Source organism: Streptomyces sp. NPDC037100, assembly GCF_055606225.1.
Genome location: NZ_JBVJSX010000002.1, coordinates 595,152 through 612,430, shown reverse-complemented (window position 1 = coordinate 612,430; position 17,279 = coordinate 595,152). Strand labels below are relative to the sequence as shown.

Below are 17,279 nucleotides of genomic sequence, written 5' to 3'. Positions count from 1 at the left end.
GGCGGAGCTGGATAATCGCGCCGATTCCCTTCCGGAACGCCGCCCGAAGGATGCGGTCACCCCATGGGGTCGTTCCCCTCCGTGGTGTTCACCAGGCGCCTTTGCGGACCAGATGGCGGCGGAGCTGGATAATCGCGCCGATTCCCTTCCGGAACGCCGCCCGAAGGATGCGGTCACCCCATGGGGTCGTTCCCCTCCGTGGTGTTCACCAGGCACCCTTGCGGACCAGATGGCGGCGGAGCTTGCCGGTCGGGGTGCGGGGCAGCGACGGGACGAAGCTGACGCTGCGGGGGACCTTGAACGCGGCGAGGCTCTCGCGCGCCAGGCCGGTCAACTCGTCGGCCAGAGCGCCGTGCACGGGCGCTGCGGGGACCACGAAGGCCCGCAGCCGGCTCGCGCCGCGCCCGTCGGGAACGGCCGCGACCGCCACTTCCCGCACCGCCGGATGGCCGCGCAGCACGGCCTCCACCTCCAGCGGGGAGACGGTGATGCCGCCGACCGTCTCCATGTCGTCGACGCGGCCCAGATGCCGGTAGGTGCCGTCCGGTTCGCGGCACGCCAGGTCCCGTGTCGCCAGCCAGCCGCCCACCAGGGTCCGGGCGGTCTCCTCGGGCCGGTCCAGATAGCCGGGCGTCACCGTCGGCCCGCGCACCCACATCTCACCCTCGTCGCCGTCCGGCACCGGATGTCCGTCGCGGTCGCGCAGTTCCACCTCGAAGCCGGGGACGGGAAGCCCCACGGTGCCCGGGTGGTGGTGGGCGAAGCCGTTGGCGCAGAACGCGTGACCGGCCTCGGTGGAGCCGATCTGCTCCAGCACCGGAGCGCCCAGCAGCGCGGTCACCTGCCGGGCCAGCCCCTCCGGCAGCCCCTCACCGGCCGACACCGCCGCCCGCACCGAGTCGAAGCAGCCCTCGTGCCCGTGACCCCGCTCGGCGACCAGCGCGGCGTACGCGGACGGCACGGAGTACAGCAGCGTCACCCGGTGCCGGGCGACGAGTTCGTCGATGACGGCCGGAGAAGGCCGCCGGTCCACCAGGACGGCGGACGAGCCGGAGAACAGCGGGAAGACGAACGCGTTGCCGAAGCCGTAGGCGAAGAACAGCTTCGACACCGACAGGGTGACGTCCTCGGCGGTGATCCGCAGTACCCGCCGCCCGACCAGGTCGTGGTACGTCCGTGGATCGGCGTGCGTGTGGACGACGCCCTTGGGGCGGCCCGTGGTGCCGGAGGTGTACTGCACGTAGAGCGGGGTGTGCGCGTCGACCTGACGGGCCGGGGCGGGCTCGGCGGCGGGGGCGAGGGTCATGAGCTGGTCGGCACCGAGCCCCGCCCGGCCGGGGAACCGCTCCTCCATGCCCGGCCCTGTCACACACAGCCCGGCGTCGGCGTCCTCGGCCAGGAACGCGTGGTCGGCGGCGGGGAGTTCGGGGTCGACCAGGACCGCGACGGCCCCGAGTCGGGCGGTGGCGAGGAAGGCCGTCACCCAGGCGAGGGAGTCCGGCAGCGCGATCAGCACACGGTCGCCGGGGCGCACTCCGTGGCCGGCCAGCACCGTGGCGGCGCGGGCGGCGAGGTCGTGCACCTCACCGTGGGTCCAGGCGCGGTGCCCCTGGTGGAAGGCGGTCCGCCCGGTCCATCCGCGCCGCTCGGCGAGTTCCGCCAGGTGGGCCGCGAGATTACCGGGCGCCCGGGTCCCGGCCGGGCTCAACGTGGCCTGCGGACTGGTCATCGCCGGGCCTCCCCGGCCGCACCGGCCTTCTGCCCCGGGGGCCGTCGGTGCGTCGGGTCCGCCGTGTGCCGGCGCAGGGCCCGCATGGGGGCCGCCGTCTTCAGCAGCATCTCCTCGTACTCGGCCTGCGGATCGGAGCCGAGCACGATCGCGCCGCCCGCCCCCAGATGCACCTGGCCCGCGGCGAAGACGGCGGTGCGGATCACGATGCCGAGGTCCGCTCCGCCGCCGCACCCGAAGTAGCCCAGGGCGCCGGAGTAGACGCCGCGGGCCTCGGTCTCCAGCGTGTCGATGATCTCCAGCGTGCGCAGCTTCGGCGCGCCGGTCGTCGACCCGCCCGGGAAGCAGGCCCGTACACAGTCCACCGCGTCCGTACCGGGCCGCAGTCTGCCCTCCACGGTCGACACCAGCTGGTGCACGGTGGCGTACGTCTCCGTGGCCATCAGCCGGGAGACCCGTACGGTCCCGGTCCGGCAGACCCGCCCCAGGTCGTTGCGCAGCAGGTCGACGATCATCAGGTTCTCGGCCCGGGTCTTGGCGTCCGCCGCGAGCGCGTCGCGCAGCCGGGCGTCCTCCTCCGGCCCGTCGCCCCGGGGCGCGGTGCCCTTGATGGGCCGGGCCTCGGCGGTGCCGTCCCGGCCGATCCGCAGGAACCGCTCGGGCGAGGAACCGGCCACCTCCAGCTCCCCGAACCTCAGGAACGCCGCGTACGGGGCCGGGTCGTCGCGGCGCAGCGTCCGGTAGAACTCCAGCGCGTCGGGCGGGGCGGGCAGCCGGGCGGCGTTCGTCAGGCAGATCTCGTAGCTGGTGCCCGCCCGCAACGCCTGTCGGCACGCCTCGACGTCCGCGAGGTACGTCGCCCGGTCGCGCACCAGCCACGGCTCGGCGGCGCCGGGGTCGGCAGGGGCCGGCGGCCCGGGCAGCGGCGGCCGCTCCGTCGCCACGCAGGAGAGGCCGGCCAGCACACCGTCCAGCCAGTCGGCGGCCTCCCGTGCGGCCTGTGGGGTGTCCTCCGCCAGGCACACCACGTAGGTGAAGCCCTCCTCGTGGTCCACCGCGATCACCCGGTCGGCGAACAGCCAGGCGGCGTCCGGGGCGGGGGAGCGGTGCCGGTTGGACGACCCGCAGTCGGCCTTCACCTCGTAGCCGAAGTAGCCGACGTAGCCGCCGGTGAAGTCGAACGGCAGCCCGGTCGCGTCCACCCGGCGGGTGGACAACTGCCGTTTGAGGTAGTCGAAGACACTTGCCCTGACCCGCCGCACCGGCCGGCCCGCCCGCTCGATCTCGCACTGCCCGGCGGCGACGTCGTACCGCACGAACTCGGCGAGCGGCCCCTGGTCGTCCCCGAGGAACGAGAACCGCGACCGCCCCGGCTCGACCAGCGAACTGTCCAGCCAGAAGGACCGCGGCGACCCCGCGAACATCCGCCCGAAGACCGCCTCCGCATCGACGGCACCGCCGATCCGCCGGGTATGCAGCCGATACCCGACCCTCTCGGGACGACGGGGCCTGGGGAAGTCGACGGAGGGCGCATGCACGGCGGCGGACCCACCGCCACCGACGGACGCGCCCGACGGTTTCGCCGCGCCGAGGGGGACGACGGCCGCCTGGGAGACCGCGGCGACCTGGAAGACGGCCGCCGTCGCGGGCTTGCGGGGGCGCCCGGTGTCCGAGGGGGCCGTTCCAGCCCGCCACACCCCCCTGTCGCACTCCGGGACGCCGGGCCGGCGCCGGACCCCCTCGTGCGACGGCACGGCCGTGTTCTTGGTGCGCAGCTTGCCGGCCCGCTGGGCGGTGAGGTTCCGGAAGTTCACGAGCATGCGGTGCCCGTACTCCGTGAGGACCGACTCCGGATGGAACTGCACCCCCCACAGCGGCCGGCTGCGGTGCCGGAGCCCCATCAGGACGCCGTCCTCCGCCCAGGCGGTGGCCTCCAGCGTCTCCGGCAGCGGCTCGCGCACGGCCAGGGAGTGGTAGCGGACGGCGGTGAAGTGCTGCGGCAGCCCGTGGAACAGGTCCCGTCCGTCGTGCCGGACCGTGGACAGATGCCCGTGCCGCGGCTCCGGAGCGGGCCCCACCAGACCGGCCTCGCCGAGCGCGATGCCCTGGTGCCCCAGACACACCCCGAGCACCGGGACCGGGGAGGTCGCGAGCAGCCTGCCCCCGATGCCGAAGTCACGCGCCTCGCCCGGGTGCCCGGGGCCGGGGGACACCACGAGGTTGTCGAACGCCCGGAGGTCGGGGAGCCCCTCGACGGGCGCGTCGTTCCGGACCACCACCGGCTCCTCGCCGTTGACCTCGGCGATCAGCTGGAACAGGTTGTACGTGTACGAGTCGTCATTGTCGATGAGCAGGGTCTTCACCCGCCCACCTCCCTCTGTTCGTTCGCGGGCCCATGTGGCCCGGCGTTTGTGCCGGCCTCGCAGTGCCTGGAGCGACGGGTACAGCCATTTCCTGAAGAAACGCTGGAGCCGAAACATGAGAATCCAGGTGACAAGGGCCGTCACACACAGACACAGCAACAGCGTGCGAAACAGTGCATTGAGGTCACCGAGATAGGGGAGAACCGTCAGATTGAACAGGAGCACCGGCGGGAAAACCGCGCTCATATTCACGAACCACAGTTTCCATTTCGACGGCGGCGCGGGTGGCGCGGGTGGCGCGGGTGTCAGCGTATGGGCGTCGAACCAGGCCCGGGCGCCCGGCACCCTCCGGCGCTCCGCCTGCCGGGCGACCCCTCCAGCCGGGCGTCCCACCGGTCCCGAGAGTCTGATTTCTCCCAGGCCAGGGCCGAACCCTCGCTGGCGAAGCGATGGACGACATGCCACTCCGCCCCTCCGTCGACAAGTACCCACCCCCCAGAAATCCCGGCTGCCGCGCGGTCGCGCCCAGCATGGCCCACCCCCTGGAGTGGAAGTCGGCCGCACGGCCCGGCGACACGCGATAGGCCACGGTGACCGTGACGGGATTACTGGTCACGCCGTCCTTTACGGAAAGCGCTCACCCTGCGTTCAAGATGAAACAAACAATTTTCCGGCCGTTCGCAAGATCACCCCCGAAGGTTCGGACTTTCGGCAGCCGGAAAGTGCCGTCCCGCACCGCGGTACGACGGCGCTCTCCGCCGCCTCCACCGGCGCCTCCCCGAACCGCGACAACGCCGGCGCCCCCGCCACCGCCACCGCGAAACCGAGGATCGCCGGCCGCCCCGGCCCCGCCCCCAGCTCGAGGGTCAGGGCCCGCCCCCGCTCCGGCAGCCGCCCGGCCGCCCGCGGCGCGAAGCCGAGCCCGTCCAGCGCGAGGCCGGCCAGGTACCGCCACTGCCGCAGCGCCCGCCACAGCAGCGCCACGTCCCCGCCCGGCCCGGTCGCCGCCGACCGTGCGGCGATGGCCTGCAACACCGTCGCCGTACCGAAGCAGACGGCCGCACCAAGGGCGCACACCATTCCAAAGGTCACAAATCGACGGTAGGGGAGCGTGCGCGAACGGGGGGCGATGCGCGTCCGTCCTCACCGATCTCTAGGCTGACCGTCTGTCAGTGCACGGGGAGACACGGGGAGACACGCACATGGCTGAAACACGGCGACGGCTGCGCTCGAGCACGGTGGTGCTGGGCGGCATGGGCGTCCTCGCGGCGGCTCTGTCCGCCTGCGGCTCCGACCCGGACCGCCGCTGCGTGGACCGGGACAGCTACGACTACATCAACGGCTTCAAGATCGTCGCCGACAAGAACTGCTCGTCCGGCACGTCCTCCTCGGGCAAGGGCCGCAAGAAGACCGGCAAGACCAAGAGCACCGACGCCGACTGGTACTACGACGCCGACGTCAGCGGCGGCTACGCCGACCACGGCACCTTCAGCCGCAGCGAGGCCGTCGACCGGGGCGGCTTCGGCTGCTCGGGCTCCGGCAGCGGCGGCGGCTGACGGGCGGACACGGCAGATGGAACGCAGAACCGTCGAACCCCGCCCCGGCTGGCAGCAGACCGTCGAGGAACAGGGCCTGATCTACCCCCTGACCCGCTACCCCGACGACTCCCTGCGCCCCTACTGGGACGAGAGCGCGTACTACGTCTTCTCGCTGGCGGAGATCGAGGCGCTCGAAGAGGTCGTCGAGGACCTCCACCGCATGTGCCTGGCGGCGGCCGACCACATCGTCACCGAGGACCGCTTCGCCGACCTCGGCATCACCGACCCCCGCGTGGCCCGCTCGGTCGCCGAGGCCTGGCAGCGCCGAGCCGAACTCCCCTCGGTCTACGGCCGCTTCGACCTGCGCTACGACGGCACCGGCCCGGCCAAGCTCCTGGAGTACAACGCCGACACCCCCACCTCGCTGGTCGAGGCCGCGTCACCCCAGTGGTTCTGGATGGAGGACCGCTTCCCCGGCGCCGACCAGTGGAACTCCCTGCACGAACGCCTCATCGACGCGTGGAAGAAGCAGGCCGCCCTCCTCCCGCCCGGCAGCCCCCTGTACTTCGCGTACTCCTCCGCCGACGAACTCGGCGAGGACATGATGACGGTCGCCTACCTCAAGGAGACGGCCGAGCAGGCGGGCATGGCCACCGACTGGATCGCCATGGAGGAGATCGGCTGGGACCGCCTCTCCGGCCGCTTCGTCGACAACCGCCTCCGCTTCATCCGCAGCATCTTCAAGCTCTACCCCTGGGAGTGGCTCACCACCGACCGCTTCGCGGACCACGTCCTGGACACCCTCGACAACGGCGGCGGCACGGGCTCCACCCTGTGGATAGAACCGGCCTGGAAGATGCTCCTCAGCAACAAGGCGCTCCTGGCGATCCTCTGGGAGCTGTATCCGGACCATCCGAACCTCCTCCCCGCCTACCTGGACGGCCCCCGTGACCTGCCCGCGAAGGGCTGGGCCGCCAAGCCCCTCCTGGGCCGCGAGGGCGCGGGCGTCACGATCCACGAGCCCGGATCCACCCCCACCCTCCGCGACGAGCCCTGCTGCTACCAGCAGCTGGCCCCCCTGCCCGACTTCGACGGCAACCGCGTCGTCCTGGGCGCCTGGGTGGTGGAGAACGAATCGGCGGGCCTCGGCATCCGGGAGTCCTCGGGCCTGATCACCGACGAGTACGCCCGTTTCCTGCCCCACGTGATCCTCTGAGCGGGGCGCAGCGCTTCGCCCCTCGGGGGCGCGGGGAACCGCGCGACAAGCCCCCACACACCCGCACCCGGCACCGAGGAACAACCCGGCAGACGCTCCCCGCCCACCCCACCCGGTACGCTGACCGTGGGCCGTGACTGGCGCGCTGGGATGGACGAACCATCGGGGAGCGGCCCGAGCAGAGAGTGCCGTGCGCCTGGGCCGTACCGTGAACGCTGAACGCAACGTCCGGAGGTCCACACATGTCAGCCGAGCCCCTCTCCACCGCTTCCACCGCCTACCGCGCCGCCCTCGACGTCATCCGCGCCGTCGAACCCCGCGTAGCGGACGCCATCGGCCAGGAGGTCGCCGACCAGCGCGAGATGCTCAAGCTGATCGCCTCCGAGAACTACGCCTCGCCGGCCACCCTCCTCGCGATGGGCAACTGGTTCAGCGACAAGTACGCCGAGGGCACCATCGGCCGCCGCTTCTACGCCGGCTGCCGCAACGTCGACACCGTCGAGACCCTCGCCGCCGAGCACGCCAAGGAACTCTTCGGCGCCCGCCACGCCTACGTCCAGCCGCACTCCGGCATCGACGCCAACCTCGTCGCCTTCTGGTCGGTCCTCGCCCAGCGCGTCGAGGTCCCCGCCCTGGAGAAGGCCGGTGTCCGCCAGGTCAACGACCTCTCGGAGGCCGACTGGGCCGAGCTGCGCCGCGCCTTCGGCAACCAGCGCATGCTCGGCATGTCCCTGGACGCCGGCGGCCACCTCACCCACGGCTTCCGCCCGAACATCTCCGGCAAGATGTTCGACCAGCGCTCCTACGGCACCGACCCGGCCACGGGCCTCATCGACTACGAGGCGCTGCGCACCTCCGCCCGCGAGTTCAAGCCGCTGATCATCGTCGCCGGCTACTCCGCCTACCCCCGTCTGGTGAACTTCCGGATCATGCGGGAGATCGCCGACGAGGTCGGCGCGACGCTCATGGTCGACATGGCGCACTTCGCCGGCCTGGTCGCGGGCAAGGTCCTCACCGGCGACTTCGACCCGGTCCCGCACGCCCAGATCGTGACGACGACGACCCACAAGTCGCTGCGCGGCCCCCGCGGCGGCATGGTCCTGTGCGACGACTCCCTCAAGGACCAGGTCGACCGCGGCTGCCCGATGGTCCTCGGCGGCCCGCTCCCGCACGTCATGGCCGCCAAGGCCGTGGCCCTCGCGGAGGCCCGCCAGGAGTCCTTCCGCGACTACGCCCAGCGCATCGTCGACAACTCCCGTGCCCTCGCCGAAGGCCTGATGCGGCGCGGCGCGACCCTGGTGACCGGCGGCACGGACAACCACCTGAACCTGATCGACGTCGCCTCCTCCTACGGCCTCACCGGCCGCCAGGCCGAGGCCGCCCTGCTGGAGTCGGGCATCGTCACCAACCGCAACGCCATCCCCGCCGACCCGAACGGCGCCTGGTACACCTCCGGCATCCGCATCGGCACCCCCGCCCTGACCACCCGCGGCCTGGGCACCGCCGAGATGGACGAGGTCGCCGGCCTCATCGACCGCGTCCTCACCACCACGGAGCCGGGGACGACCAAGTCGGGCGCGCCCTCCAAGGCGTCCCATGTCCTCGACGCGAAGATCGCCGACGAGATCTCCCGCCGTGCCACCGACCTCGTGGCCGGTTTCCCGCTGTACCCGGAGATCGACCTGGGCTGACGCCCCGCGGCTCGTCAGTCGTCCAGGTCGATCAACACCTGACGCGGCTCCTCCCGCGGCGGTCCGGCTTCCCGCCGGGCCGCCGCGCGGCGTATCAGCAGCGTGCCGCCGGCACCGGCCGCGAGCCCCAGCGCCCCTGCCGTCACCGCCCAGCGGACAGCACCGGGAATCGGCCCGGGCAGGTCGGCGGCGGCCGTACTTCCGACGGGCCCGCCCTCCAGCGAAGGCCGGCTGTCCCGAGCGGACCGCCGTCGTCCGCCCCGTGCCGCCCGCGACGACCATCGCCACGTCCGGCACGTCCGCGGCCGTACCGGGCGCGACGACCATCACGACGTCCGGCACGTCCGCGGCCGTACCGGGCGCGACGACCATCACGACGTCCGGCACGTCCGCGGCCGTACCGGGCGCGACGACCATCGCCACGTCCGGCACGTCCCGCGGCCGCACCGGGAGGGCCACGGCGGACGTCACCGCCCCACACCCGCCCAGAACCGGGGCCGAACGGGATCCCGTCTGTTTCCGGCCGGTTCCGGACCGGCCCCCGGGACCTGAGAGAATGGTGAGCATGGCCTCTGACCGACCTCGCGTGCTCTCCGGGATCCAGCCCACCGCCGGCTCGTTCCACCTCGGCAACTACCTCGGTGCCGTCCGCCAGTGGGTGGCCCTGCAGGAGACTCACGACGCGTTCTACATGGTCGTCGACCTGCACGCGATCACCATCCCGCAGGACCCGAAGGACCTGCGCGCGAACACGCGCCTGGCCGCGGCCCAGCTCCTCGCGGCGGGGCTCGACCCGGACCGCTGCACGCTCTTCGTGCAGAGCCACGTCCCCGAGCACGCGCAGCTCGCCTGGATCATGAACTGCCTCACCGGCTTCGGTGAGGCCGGCCGGATGACCCAGTTCAAGGACAAGTCCGCCAAGCAGGGCGCAGAGCGCGCCTCGGTCGGCCTGTTCACGTACCCGATCCTGCAGGTCGCGGACATCCTGCTCTACCAGGCCCACGAGGTCCCGGTCGGCGAGGACCAGCGCCAGCACATCGAGCTCACCCGCGACCTCGCCACGCGCTTCAACGGCCGTTTCGGCGAGACCTTCACCCTGCCGAAGCCGTACATCCTCAAGGAGACGGCGAAGATCTACGACCTCCAGGACCCGTCGATCAAGATGAGCAAGTCGGCGTCCACGCCGAAGGGCCTCATCAACCTCCTCGACGAGCCGAAGGCCACGGCCAAGAAGGTCAAGAGCGCCGTCACCGACACCGAGACGGTGATCCGCTACGACGCCGAGAATAAGCCGGGCGTCAGCAACCTGCTCACGATCTACTCGACCCTCACCGGCGAGAGCATCGGCGAGCTGGAGGAGAAGTACACCGGCAAGATGTACGGCGCGCTCAAGACGGACCTCGCCGAGGTCATGGTCGACTTCGTCACGCCGTTCCGGGAGCGCACCCAGCAGTACCTGGACGACCCCGAGACGCTCGACTCGGTCCTGGCCAAGGGCGCCGAGAAGGCCCGCGCGGTCGCCGCGGAGACCCTGGCCCAGGCCTACGACAAGGTCGGCTTCCTGCCCGCCAAGCACTGAACCGGCTCCCGCGCACAGCCGTACCGCCGAACAGCGCTGTACATCACTCCGGTTGCGCCTGCCCGTAACCCGGTCGTGGCCGTACAGTCGATAACCGGGTGGTCGTATCAGCGGCCACACTGACACGACAGGAGACGACGTGGGGACCGTAACGATCGGTGTCTCGATCGCGGTCCCGGAGCCTCACGGCAGCGAGCTCCAGCAGCTGCGCGCGGGCTTCGGCGACGCCTCTGCTCACGGCATCCCCACGCATATCACCCTGCTGCCGCCGACGGAGGTCGACGAGAGCGCCCTGCCGGCCGTCGAGGCGCATCTGGCCGAGGTCGCCGCGGCCGGCCGCGCGTTCCCCATGCGGCTGTCCGGCACCGGCACCTTCCGCCCGCTGTCGCCGGTGGTGTTCGTCCGGGTCGCCGAGGGCGCCGAGGCCTGCACGCTGCTCCAGCAGCAGGTCCGCGATCCCGCCGGGCCGACCGCACGCGAACTGCAGTTCCCGTACCACCCGCACGTCACCGTGGCGCACGGCATCGACGAGGCGGCCATGGACCGCGCCTTCGAGGAACTCTCCGGCTACGACGCCGAGTGGCCCTGCACCGGCTTCGCCCTCTACGAGCAGGGCGCCGACGCCGTCTGGCGCAAACTCCGCGACTTCCCCTTCGGCGGCTCGGTGGTCCCCCCGCAGGCCGGGCGGGTGGAGCGCGGCTCGGTCCCCACCCGCTGAGCCGCCCGCGGGTCAGACCGGCAGCCGCCGGAACACCCCGCGCGGCAGGTGCCGCAGCGCCGCCATCACCACCCGCAGCGTCCCCGGCACCCACACCGTCTCCGAGCGGCGCCGCAGCCCCAGCTCCACGGCCGTCGCGACCGCCTCGGGCGTGGTCGCCAGCGGTGCCTCGGGCAGCCCGGCGGTCATCCGCGTCCGCACGAAGCCGGGGCGTACGACCATGACGTGCACGCCGGTGCCGTGCAGCGCGTCGCCCAGACCCTGCGCGAAGGCGTCGAGGCCGGCCTTGCTGGAGCCGTAGATGAAGTTCGCGCGGCGGGCCCGCTCGCCCGCGACGGAGGACATCACGACCAGCGAGCCGTGCCCCTGGGACTGGAGCGAGCGGGCGCACACCAGACCCGCCGAGACCGCGCCGGTGTAGTTGGTCTGCGCGACCCGCACCGCCGCCTCGGGCTCCCGCTCGTCGCGGGCCTGGTCACCGAGCAGCCCGAAGGCGAGCAGCACCATGTCGACGTCGCCCTCGGCGAAGACCTTGCCGAGCACGGCCTCGTGGGAGGCCGGATCGAGGGCGTCGAAGGCGACCGTGTGCACGTCGGCCCCGAGCCCGCGCAGCTGCCCGGCGGCCTCCTCCAGGGCGGGGGACGGGCGGCCCGCCAGCCAGACCGTGCGGGTGCGGCGGGCGATCAGGCGGCGGGCGGTGGCCAGCGCGATCTCCGACGTGCCGCCGAGGACGAGCAGGGACTGGGGGAGGCCGAAGGCGTCCTTCATGACAGCAGCTCCTAGAGGTTGCTCACAGACTGAGGCGGCGGGCCAGGTCGGACACGAACACCCCGCGCGGGTCGAGTTGGGCGCGCAGCTCGCGGAAGTCGCCGAGACGCGGGTACATCGCCGCGAGCAGCTCCGGGCGCAGCCGGGCGTCCTTGGCGAGGTAGACGCGACCGCCCGCGGCGGCGACCTCCTCGTCCAACTCGTCGAGGAACGCGCCGAGGCCGGGCAGGCCCGCCGGGATGTCCAGCGCCAGCGTCCAGCCCGGCACGGGGAAGGACAGCCAGCCCGGGTCGGACTCCCCGAAGCGCTTGAGGACGGCCAGGAAGGACGGGCAGCGGCGTTCGGAGATCCGGCGCACGATGCGGCGCACGGCGTCCTCCCGGCCGTGGCCGACTACGAACTGGTACTGCACGAAGCCGCCGCGGCCGTAGACGCGGTTCCAGTGGGGAACGCCGTCCAGGGGGTGGAAGAAGCCGGAGATCCGCTGGAGTCGGCCGGTCCGCGAGCGGGGGGCCTTGCGATACCAGAGCTCGTTGAAGACGCCCACGGTCGTGCGGCTGAGCAGGCCCTCGGGGAGGATCGCGGGGGTGGCCGGGAGGCGGGGGGTGCGGAAGGCGAGCGGGTCCCGGCGCAGGCGTGCGGGGAGCGCGTCCAGCGGGGCGTGGTCGCCGCGGGTGAGAACCGCGCGGCCGGTGGCGGCGCCCCGGGCCAGCAGGTCGATCCAGGCGACCGAGTAGCGGTAGCGGTGGTCGGTGGCCGCCAGCCGGGCCAGCAGGTCGTCCAGGTCCGTCGCCCGCTCGGTGTCGACCGCCATCAGCGACGTCTCGACGGGCTGGAGCCGGATCGTCGCGGTGAGGATCACACCGGTCAGGCCCATGCCGCCGGCCGTCGCGTCGAACAGCGGCGTGCCGGGGATCACCGTGCGGATCTCGCCGTCGGCGGTGAGCAGTTCGAGAGCGAGCACGTGCCGCGCGAAGGAGCCCGAGACGTGGTGGTTCTTGCCGTGGATGTCGGCGCCGATCGCCCCGCCGACGGTGACGTAGCGGGTGCCGGGGGTGACCGGCACGAACCAGCCGAGCGGCAACAGCACCTCCATCAGCCGGTGCAGGGAGACACCCGCGTCGCACAGCACGGTGCCGCCGTCGGCGTCGATCGCGTGCACCCGGTCCAGAGCCGTCATGTCGAGCACGGACCCGCCCGCGTTCTGCGCCGCGTCCCCGTACGCCCGTCCCAGGCCCCGGGGGATCCCGCCGCGCGCCCCGCAGCCCCGGACGGCCGCCGCGGCCTCCTCGTACGTCCGTGGGCGGATCAGCCGGGCGGCGGTGGGGGCGGTGCGGCCCCAGCCCGTGACGGTGGTGCGGTCCAGGCCCATGACGTCCGGGTCGGAATCGGTGTCGGCAGACATGTCCGTGACCGTATCGCCCTACTGTGAGTGAATAGTTCGCGAACATGGCATCCCTCCCCGAAATGGGTGATTAATGGGATGTCGCTCAATATTGCCGGAGTTCAGGCCTGAAGGGCGTGAACAGTGAGTGCACATGGACGACCTCGACGACCTGCACGACATGGATCACCGGATCGTTTCGGCGCTCAGGGAGTGCGGCACCGACCCGCGCGTGGCAGGCGCCGCTCGTGCCCTGTCCTGGGCGGGGGAGCACGCGGCGCTGTGGCTGGCGGCGGGGCTCGCCGGAGCCGCCGTCGACGGCGGGCGACGCGGCGTCTGGCTGCGCGGCACCGCACTGACCGCGGGGGCGCACCTGGTCAGCATGGGTGTGAAACGGGTCGTGCGCAGGCCGCGCCCCGCGCATGTCGTGCCCCTGGTGCGTACCGCCGGCCGGCACTCCTTCCCCAGCTCGCACGCCGCCTCCGCGGCGGCCGCAGCCGTCGCCTTCGGCGCCCTGGGCGCCCACGCGGTCCCGCCGCTCGCCGGCCTGGTGTGCGTCTCACGCCTGGTCGCCGGAGTCCACTTCCCCACGGACATCGCCGCCGGCGCGGCCATCGGCGCCCTCACGGCCCGGCTCGGCGCCCGCTGGATGCGGGAAGGCGCCCACCATGGCTGAGACGGCCGTCCTGCGGCAGCGCACCCACGAGGAGCGGCCCGCACCACCCCGCAAGGGTGCTCTCCTGGCCGGTCTCCTCAGGACCGCGCGCCCCAAGCAGTGGGTCAAGAACGTCCTCGTGGTCGCCGCCCCGGCCGCCGCCGGCGAGCTCTTCTCCCGGCACGCGCTGCTGCAACTGGCCCTCGTCTTCTGCCTCTTCACCGCCTGCGCCGCCGCCGTCTACCTCGTCAACGACGCCCGCGACGCCGACGCCGACCGCGCCCACCCCACCAAACGGCACCGCCCGGTCGCCGCCGGGCAGGTCCCGGTACCCGTCGCCTACGCCGTCGGCGGCTGCCTCGGCGCCCTCGCGCCCGCCGCCGCGGCCTGGTGGTGCGGCCCCGCCGTCGCCACCCTGCTGACCGCCTACCTCGCCATGCAACTGGCCTACTGCATCAGCCTCAAGCACGTCCTGGTCGTCGACCTCGCCGTCGTGACCACCGGCTTCCTGATGCGGGCCATGGTCGGCGGACTCGCCCTCGGCATCCCGCTGTCGCGCTGGTTCCTGATCACGACCGGTTTCGGCGCACTGTTCATGGTGTCGGCCAAGCGCTACTCGGAAGCCGTCCAGATGGCCGGAAACTCGGGCGCCACCCGCGCGTTGCTCACCGAGTACACCACCGGCTACCTCCGCTTCGTCTGGCAGCTCGCGGCCGGCGTCGCCGTCCTCGGCTACTGCCTGTGGGCCATGGAGGAGGGCGGCGTCCCGCACACCAGCGTGCTGCCGTGGCGCCAACTGTCCATGGTCGCCTTCATCCTGGCGATCCTCAGGTACGCCGTCTTCGCCGACCGCGGCACGGCCGGCGAACCCGAGGACGTCGTCCTGGGCGACCGCGCCCTCGCACTCATCGGCATCGCCTGGGTGGCGATGTACGGCCTGGCCGTGGCGAACTGGTGACCAGGCGCACGCGGCGGAGCCCCACGCTCCCGGACCGTCGGGAACTGCTCGGCTTCGCCACCGTCGGTCTCCTCGCCTACGCCGTCGACCTCGCCCTGTTCACCGCCCTGCGCGGCCCCGCCGGACTCGACCCGATCACCGCCAAGTCCCTGTCGTTCCTGGCCGCCTGCACGGTCGCCTACGCGGGCAACGCCCTCGGCACCTACCGGGCCGCGCGCGCACCGGGTCTGCGGGCCTACGCCGTGTTCTTCGCGGTGAACCTGGCAGGAGCCGCCGTACAACTGCTCTGCCTGGCCGTCAGCCACTACGGCCTCGGCCTCACCTCGCAACGCGCGGACACCGTCTCCGGCGCGGTCGTCGGTATGACACTGGCCACGGTCCTGCGGTTCTGGGGTACCCGTACATGGGTGTTCCGGGCGGAGGGCAGAGTCGGATCATGGACTGGCTGAAAAAGCTACCGCTGATCGGGCCGTGGGCGGAACGGCTGATGATCACGCACGCATGGCGGTCGTACGAGCGGCTGGACCGCGTGAAGTGGACGCGGCTGGCCGCGGCGATGACCTTCACGAGTTTCGTGGCACTGTTCCCGCTGCTGACGGTGTCCGCCACCATCGCCGCCGCCACGCTCAGCACGGGGCAGGAGGCGAAGCTGCAGGACAAGCTCGCCGAGCAGGTCCCCGGCATCTCCGACCAACTGGATATCGCCGGCCTCGTGGACAACGCCGGAACGATCGGCCTCATCGCGGGCGCGCTGCTGTTCATCACGGGCGTCAGCTGGGCCGGCTCGATGCGCGAATGCCTGCGGGCGGTGTGGGACCTCGACGACGACGAGGAGAACCCCGCCCTGCGCTACGCCAAGGACGCGGGGGTCCTGCTGGGCCTCGGCGGCGCGCTCCTCGTCACCATCGCCGCCTCCGCCGTCGCCTCCGCGATGATCGGCTGGATCACCCGGGAACTCGGCATCGACGAGGGCGGCTGGAGCGGGGTCCTGCTGCACGCCGCCGCGTTCCTGATCGCCGTGCTGGCGAACTTCCTGCTCCTGCTCTACGTCCTGACGCTGCTGCCCGGCGTCGAGCCGACCCGCCACCGCCTGTTCGTGGCGGCGCTGACCGGCGCGATCGGCTTCGAACTGCTGAAACTGCTGCTCAGCGGCTATCTGCAGGGCGTGGCCGCGAAGAGCATGTACGGCGCCTTCGGGGTGCCCGTCGCGCTGCTGCTGTGGATCAACTTCACCTCGAAGCTGGTGCTGTTCTGCGCCTCCTGGACGGCGACGCAGAGCAAGGAGGACGAGGTCCCCGAGATCACGGGCGGGTCCGGCGGCGCACCAGATCCGGCAGCGGCCAGCGGCGGTTGATCAGGAACGCGCCGCCCGCGAGCAGCACCAGCACCCCACCCGTGATGCCGAGCGCGGTCCCGATGCCGCTGGAGCCGTCCGCGGCCGGGGCGCTGGCCACCGGCTTCGAACCGGTCCCGGCCACGCCGCCGCCGTCCCCGGAACCGCCCGCCTCACCGGAGGGGTTCGCACCGGGCTTGGCCTGCTCGGCGCCCTTGGGCGGCACCAGCTCGCCCACCGGCTGCACCTTCCCGGCCGCCTTGAAGCCCCAGTCGAACAGCCGGGCCGTCTCCTTGTAGACCTCGTTGTGCTCGGGCTTCTCCGGGTTCATCACCGTCACCAGCAGCACCTTGCCGCCGCGCTCGGCGACGCCGGTGAAGGTGGCACCCGCGTTGGTGGTGTTGCCGTTCTTCACGCCCGCGATGCCCTGGTAGACGGGCACGTCCGAGTCGCCGGACAGCAGCCGGTTGGTGTTCCGGATCTCGAAGGACTTGCGAACCGGCTTGCCCTTCTTGCCCTTCTTCGTCTCGCCGGGGAACTTCGCGGTGACCGTCGAGGCGTACTCGCGGAAGTCCTTCTTCTGCATTCCGGAGCGGGCGATCAGCGTCAGGTCGTAGGCCGAGGAGACCTGCCCCTGCGCGTCGTAGCCGTCCGGGCTGACGACGTGCGTGTCGAGGGCCTGGAGCTCCTCGGCGTGCTCGTTCATCTCCTGGACGGTGTTCTCGACGCCCTTGTTCATCGCGGACAGCACGTGCACGGCGTCGTTGCCGGACTGAAGGAAGACGCCCAGCCACAGGTCGTGGACCGTGTACGTCTCGTCCTCCTTTATCCCGACCATGCTGGAGCCCGAGCCGATGCCGGCCAGGTCCGCGGGCACGACCTTGTGCTCGGTGTCCCTCGGGAACTTCGGCAGCAGCGTGTCCGCGAACAGCATCTTCAGCGTGCTCGCCGGGGCGAGGCGCCAGTGCGCGTTGTGCGCGGCCAGCACGTCACCGGACTCGGCGTCCGCGACGATCCAGGAGCGGGCGCTCAGGTCCTTCGGCAGCACCGGCACGCCGCTCGCCAGGTTCACCTGCGTGCCCGGCTTCCCGAGCCGGGCGCCGCCCACGCCCGACATCGACGCCGGGGGAGTGGCCGAGGGGCTCGCGCTCGCCGACGGGCTGTCCGAGGGCTTCGGGGCGGCGACGGCGGCGGGTGCGGCCAGGGCGAGGGACGACAGGACGGCGGAGGTGACCAACAGGGATCGCCCGGTGGTCTTCTTCGGAGCGGACACGGTCGGAAACGTACATGCCGTGCCGGGGGAAGTCCCGCCCGCGGCCCCACCCCGCGAACGGAACCGGACACGGC

16 protein-coding genes, 1 pseudogene and 1 riboswitch are annotated in these 17,279 nt (G+C 72.3%); of the genes and pseudogenes, 9 read left to right on the top strand and 8 right to left on the bottom strand.

Annotated elements, in window-relative coordinates; genetic code table 11:
- Nucleotides 1–205: 205 nt before the first annotated feature.
- The 4 genes and pseudogenes from ACZ7EG_RS07940 to ACZ7EG_RS07925 form a co-directional block, all read right to left on the bottom strand.
- Nucleotides 206–1,729 carry an AMP-binding protein gene (locus tag ACZ7EG_RS07940; RefSeq protein WP_471073874.1) on the bottom strand — a complete coding sequence of 508 codons (1,524 nt, stop codon included), beginning with the start codon at nt 1,727–1,729 and terminating at the stop codon, nt 206–208.
- Nucleotides 1,726–4,092, bottom strand: a complete 2,367-nt coding sequence (gene pabB, locus ACZ7EG_RS07935) for an aminodeoxychorismate synthase component I (RefSeq protein ID WP_471074865.1) — start codon at nt 4,090–4,092, stop codon at nt 1,726–1,728. Before pabB ends, ACZ7EG_RS07940 begins: the two co-directional genes overlap by 4 nt.
- A 39-nt stretch (nt 4,093–4,131) precedes the next feature.
- Nucleotides 4,132–4,708: pseudogene (locus ACZ7EG_RS07930) on the bottom strand (antibiotic biosynthesis monooxygenase); the annotation flags it as partial.
- Between the two features lie 32 nt (nt 4,709–4,740).
- The gene (locus ACZ7EG_RS07925) at nt 4,741–5,184 is read right to left on the bottom strand and encodes a hypothetical protein (protein ID WP_471074920.1); all 444 of its coding nucleotides are present in this window, start codon (nt 5,182–5,184) and stop codon (nt 4,741–4,743) included.
- 110 nt (nt 5,185–5,294) lie between these two features.
- Between ACZ7EG_RS07925 and ACZ7EG_RS07920 the strand changes: the two genes are divergently transcribed.
- From ACZ7EG_RS07920 to ACZ7EG_RS07910, 3 genes are all read left to right on the top strand, one after another.
- Nucleotides 5,295–5,648 (top strand): hypothetical protein, encoded by a 354-nt coding sequence (locus ACZ7EG_RS07920; RefSeq protein WP_471073871.1) that lies wholly within the window; start codon nt 5,295–5,297, stop codon nt 5,646–5,648.
- Nucleotides 5,649–5,664: 16 nt separating this feature from the next.
- Nucleotides 5,665–6,846 carry a glutathionylspermidine synthase family protein gene (locus ACZ7EG_RS07915; protein WP_471073868.1) on the top strand — a complete coding sequence of 394 codons (1,182 nt, stop codon included), beginning with the start codon at nt 5,665–5,667 and terminating at the stop codon, nt 6,844–6,846.
- A 123-nt stretch (nt 6,847–6,969) separates the two neighbouring features.
- Nucleotides 6,970–7,055: riboswitch (ZMP/ZTP riboswitch) on the top strand.
- Nucleotides 7,056–7,088: 33 nt separating this feature from the next.
- Nucleotides 7,089–8,537 carry a glycine hydroxymethyltransferase gene (locus tag ACZ7EG_RS07910; RefSeq protein ID WP_471073865.1) on the top strand — a complete coding sequence of 483 codons (1,449 nt, stop codon included), beginning with the start codon at nt 7,089–7,091 and terminating at the stop codon, nt 8,535–8,537.
- A gap of 14 nt (nt 8,538–8,551) precedes the next feature.
- On the opposite strand, the gene ACZ7EG_RS07905 is transcribed toward ACZ7EG_RS07910, so the two are convergent.
- The gene (locus ACZ7EG_RS07905; protein ID WP_471073862.1) at nt 8,552–8,683 is read right to left on the bottom strand and encodes a hypothetical protein; all 132 of its coding nucleotides are present in this window, start codon (nt 8,681–8,683) and stop codon (nt 8,552–8,554) included.
- Nucleotides 8,684–9,102: 419 nt separating this feature from the next.
- Here ACZ7EG_RS07905 and trpS point away from each other — a divergent pair, with 419 nt between their 5' ends.
- Both trpS and ACZ7EG_RS07895 read left to right on the top strand, forming a co-directional pair.
- Nucleotides 9,103–10,116 carry a tryptophan--tRNA ligase gene (gene trpS / locus ACZ7EG_RS07900; protein ID WP_471073859.1) on the top strand — a complete coding sequence of 338 codons (1,014 nt, stop codon included), beginning with the start codon at nt 9,103–9,105 and terminating at the stop codon, nt 10,114–10,116.
- A gap of 139 nt (nt 10,117–10,255) precedes the next feature.
- Nucleotides 10,256–10,834: a 2'-5' RNA ligase family protein gene (locus ACZ7EG_RS07895; RefSeq protein WP_471073856.1), complete on the top strand. Its 579-nt coding sequence runs from the start codon at nt 10,256–10,258 to the stop codon at nt 10,832–10,834.
- A 12-nt stretch (nt 10,835–10,846) separates the two neighbouring features.
- On the opposite strand, the gene ACZ7EG_RS07890 is transcribed toward ACZ7EG_RS07895, so the two are convergent.
- Both ACZ7EG_RS07890 and ACZ7EG_RS07885 read right to left on the bottom strand, forming a co-directional pair.
- The gene (locus tag ACZ7EG_RS07890) at nt 10,847–11,602 is read right to left on the bottom strand and encodes a decaprenylphospho-beta-D-erythro-pentofuranosid-2-ulose 2-reductase (RefSeq protein ID WP_104777784.1); all 756 of its coding nucleotides are present in this window, start codon (nt 11,600–11,602) and stop codon (nt 10,847–10,849) included.
- A 22-nt stretch (nt 11,603–11,624) separates the two neighbouring features.
- Nucleotides 11,625–13,007 (bottom strand): FAD-binding oxidoreductase, encoded by a 1,383-nt coding sequence (locus tag ACZ7EG_RS07885; protein ID WP_471073853.1) that lies wholly within the window; start codon nt 13,005–13,007, stop codon nt 11,625–11,627.
- A gap of 133 nt (nt 13,008–13,140) precedes the next feature.
- Between ACZ7EG_RS07885 and ACZ7EG_RS07880 the strand changes: the two genes are divergently transcribed.
- Genes ACZ7EG_RS07880 through ACZ7EG_RS07865 form a run of 4 tightly spaced genes read left to right on the top strand, consistent with a single transcriptional unit; the run spans nt 13,141 to nt 15,953 of the window.
- Nucleotides 13,141–13,662: a phosphatase PAP2 family protein gene (locus tag ACZ7EG_RS07880; RefSeq protein ID WP_471073850.1), complete on the top strand. Its 522-nt coding sequence runs from the start codon at nt 13,141–13,143 to the stop codon at nt 13,660–13,662.
- The gene (locus ACZ7EG_RS07875; protein WP_471073847.1) at nt 13,655–14,599 is read left to right on the top strand and encodes a decaprenyl-phosphate phosphoribosyltransferase; all 945 of its coding nucleotides are present in this window, start codon (nt 13,655–13,657) and stop codon (nt 14,597–14,599) included. Before ACZ7EG_RS07880 ends, ACZ7EG_RS07875 begins: the two co-directional genes overlap by 8 nt.
- Entirely contained in the window at nt 14,593–15,048 is a 456-nt protein-coding gene (locus ACZ7EG_RS07870) for a GtrA family protein (protein WP_471074862.1), read from the top strand. The genes ACZ7EG_RS07875 and ACZ7EG_RS07870 overlap by 7 nt, the downstream gene beginning before the upstream one ends.
- Entirely contained in the window at nt 15,036–15,953 is a 918-nt protein-coding gene (locus ACZ7EG_RS07865) for a YihY/virulence factor BrkB family protein (protein ID WP_471073844.1), read from the top strand. The genes ACZ7EG_RS07870 and ACZ7EG_RS07865 overlap by 13 nt, the downstream gene beginning before the upstream one ends.
- Here ACZ7EG_RS07865 and ACZ7EG_RS07860 read toward each other — a convergent pair.
- Nucleotides 15,901–17,205 (bottom strand): D-alanyl-D-alanine carboxypeptidase family protein, encoded by a 1,305-nt coding sequence (locus ACZ7EG_RS07860; RefSeq protein ID WP_471073841.1) that lies wholly within the window; start codon nt 17,203–17,205, stop codon nt 15,901–15,903. The genes ACZ7EG_RS07865 and ACZ7EG_RS07860 overlap by 53 nt on opposite strands.
- Between the last annotated feature and the right edge of the window lie 74 nt (nt 17,206–17,279).

Coding starts and splice junctions, on each gene's coding strand:
- ACZ7EG_RS07880 (WP_471073850.1), top strand. CDS start 13,141: ATGGACGACCTCGACGACCTGCACGACATGGATCACCGGATCGTTTCG.
- ACZ7EG_RS07920 (WP_471073871.1), top strand. CDS start 5,295: ATGGCTGAAACACGGCGACGGCTGCGCTCGAGCACGGTGGTGCTGGGC.
- trpS (WP_471073859.1), top strand. CDS start 9,103: ATGGCCTCTGACCGACCTCGCGTGCTCTCCGGGATCCAGCCCACCGCC.
- ACZ7EG_RS07875 (WP_471073847.1), top strand. CDS start 13,655: ATGGCTGAGACGGCCGTCCTGCGGCAGCGCACCCACGAGGAGCGGCCC.
- ACZ7EG_RS07885 (WP_471073853.1), bottom strand. CDS start 13,007: ATGTCTGCCGACACCGATTCCGACCCGGACGTCATGGGCCTGGACCGC.
- ACZ7EG_RS07910 (WP_471073865.1), top strand. CDS start 7,089: ATGTCAGCCGAGCCCCTCTCCACCGCTTCCACCGCCTACCGCGCCGCC.
- ACZ7EG_RS07915 (WP_471073868.1), top strand. CDS start 5,665: ATGGAACGCAGAACCGTCGAACCCCGCCCCGGCTGGCAGCAGACCGTC.
- ACZ7EG_RS07865 (WP_471073844.1), top strand. CDS start 15,036: ATGGACTGGCTGAAAAAGCTACCGCTGATCGGGCCGTGGGCGGAACGG.
- ACZ7EG_RS07940 (WP_471073874.1), bottom strand. CDS start 1,729: ATGACCAGTCCGCAGGCCACGTTGAGCCCGGCCGGGACCCGGGCGCCC.
- ACZ7EG_RS07890 (WP_104777784.1), bottom strand. CDS start 11,602: ATGAAGGACGCCTTCGGCCTCCCCCAGTCCCTGCTCGTCCTCGGCGGC.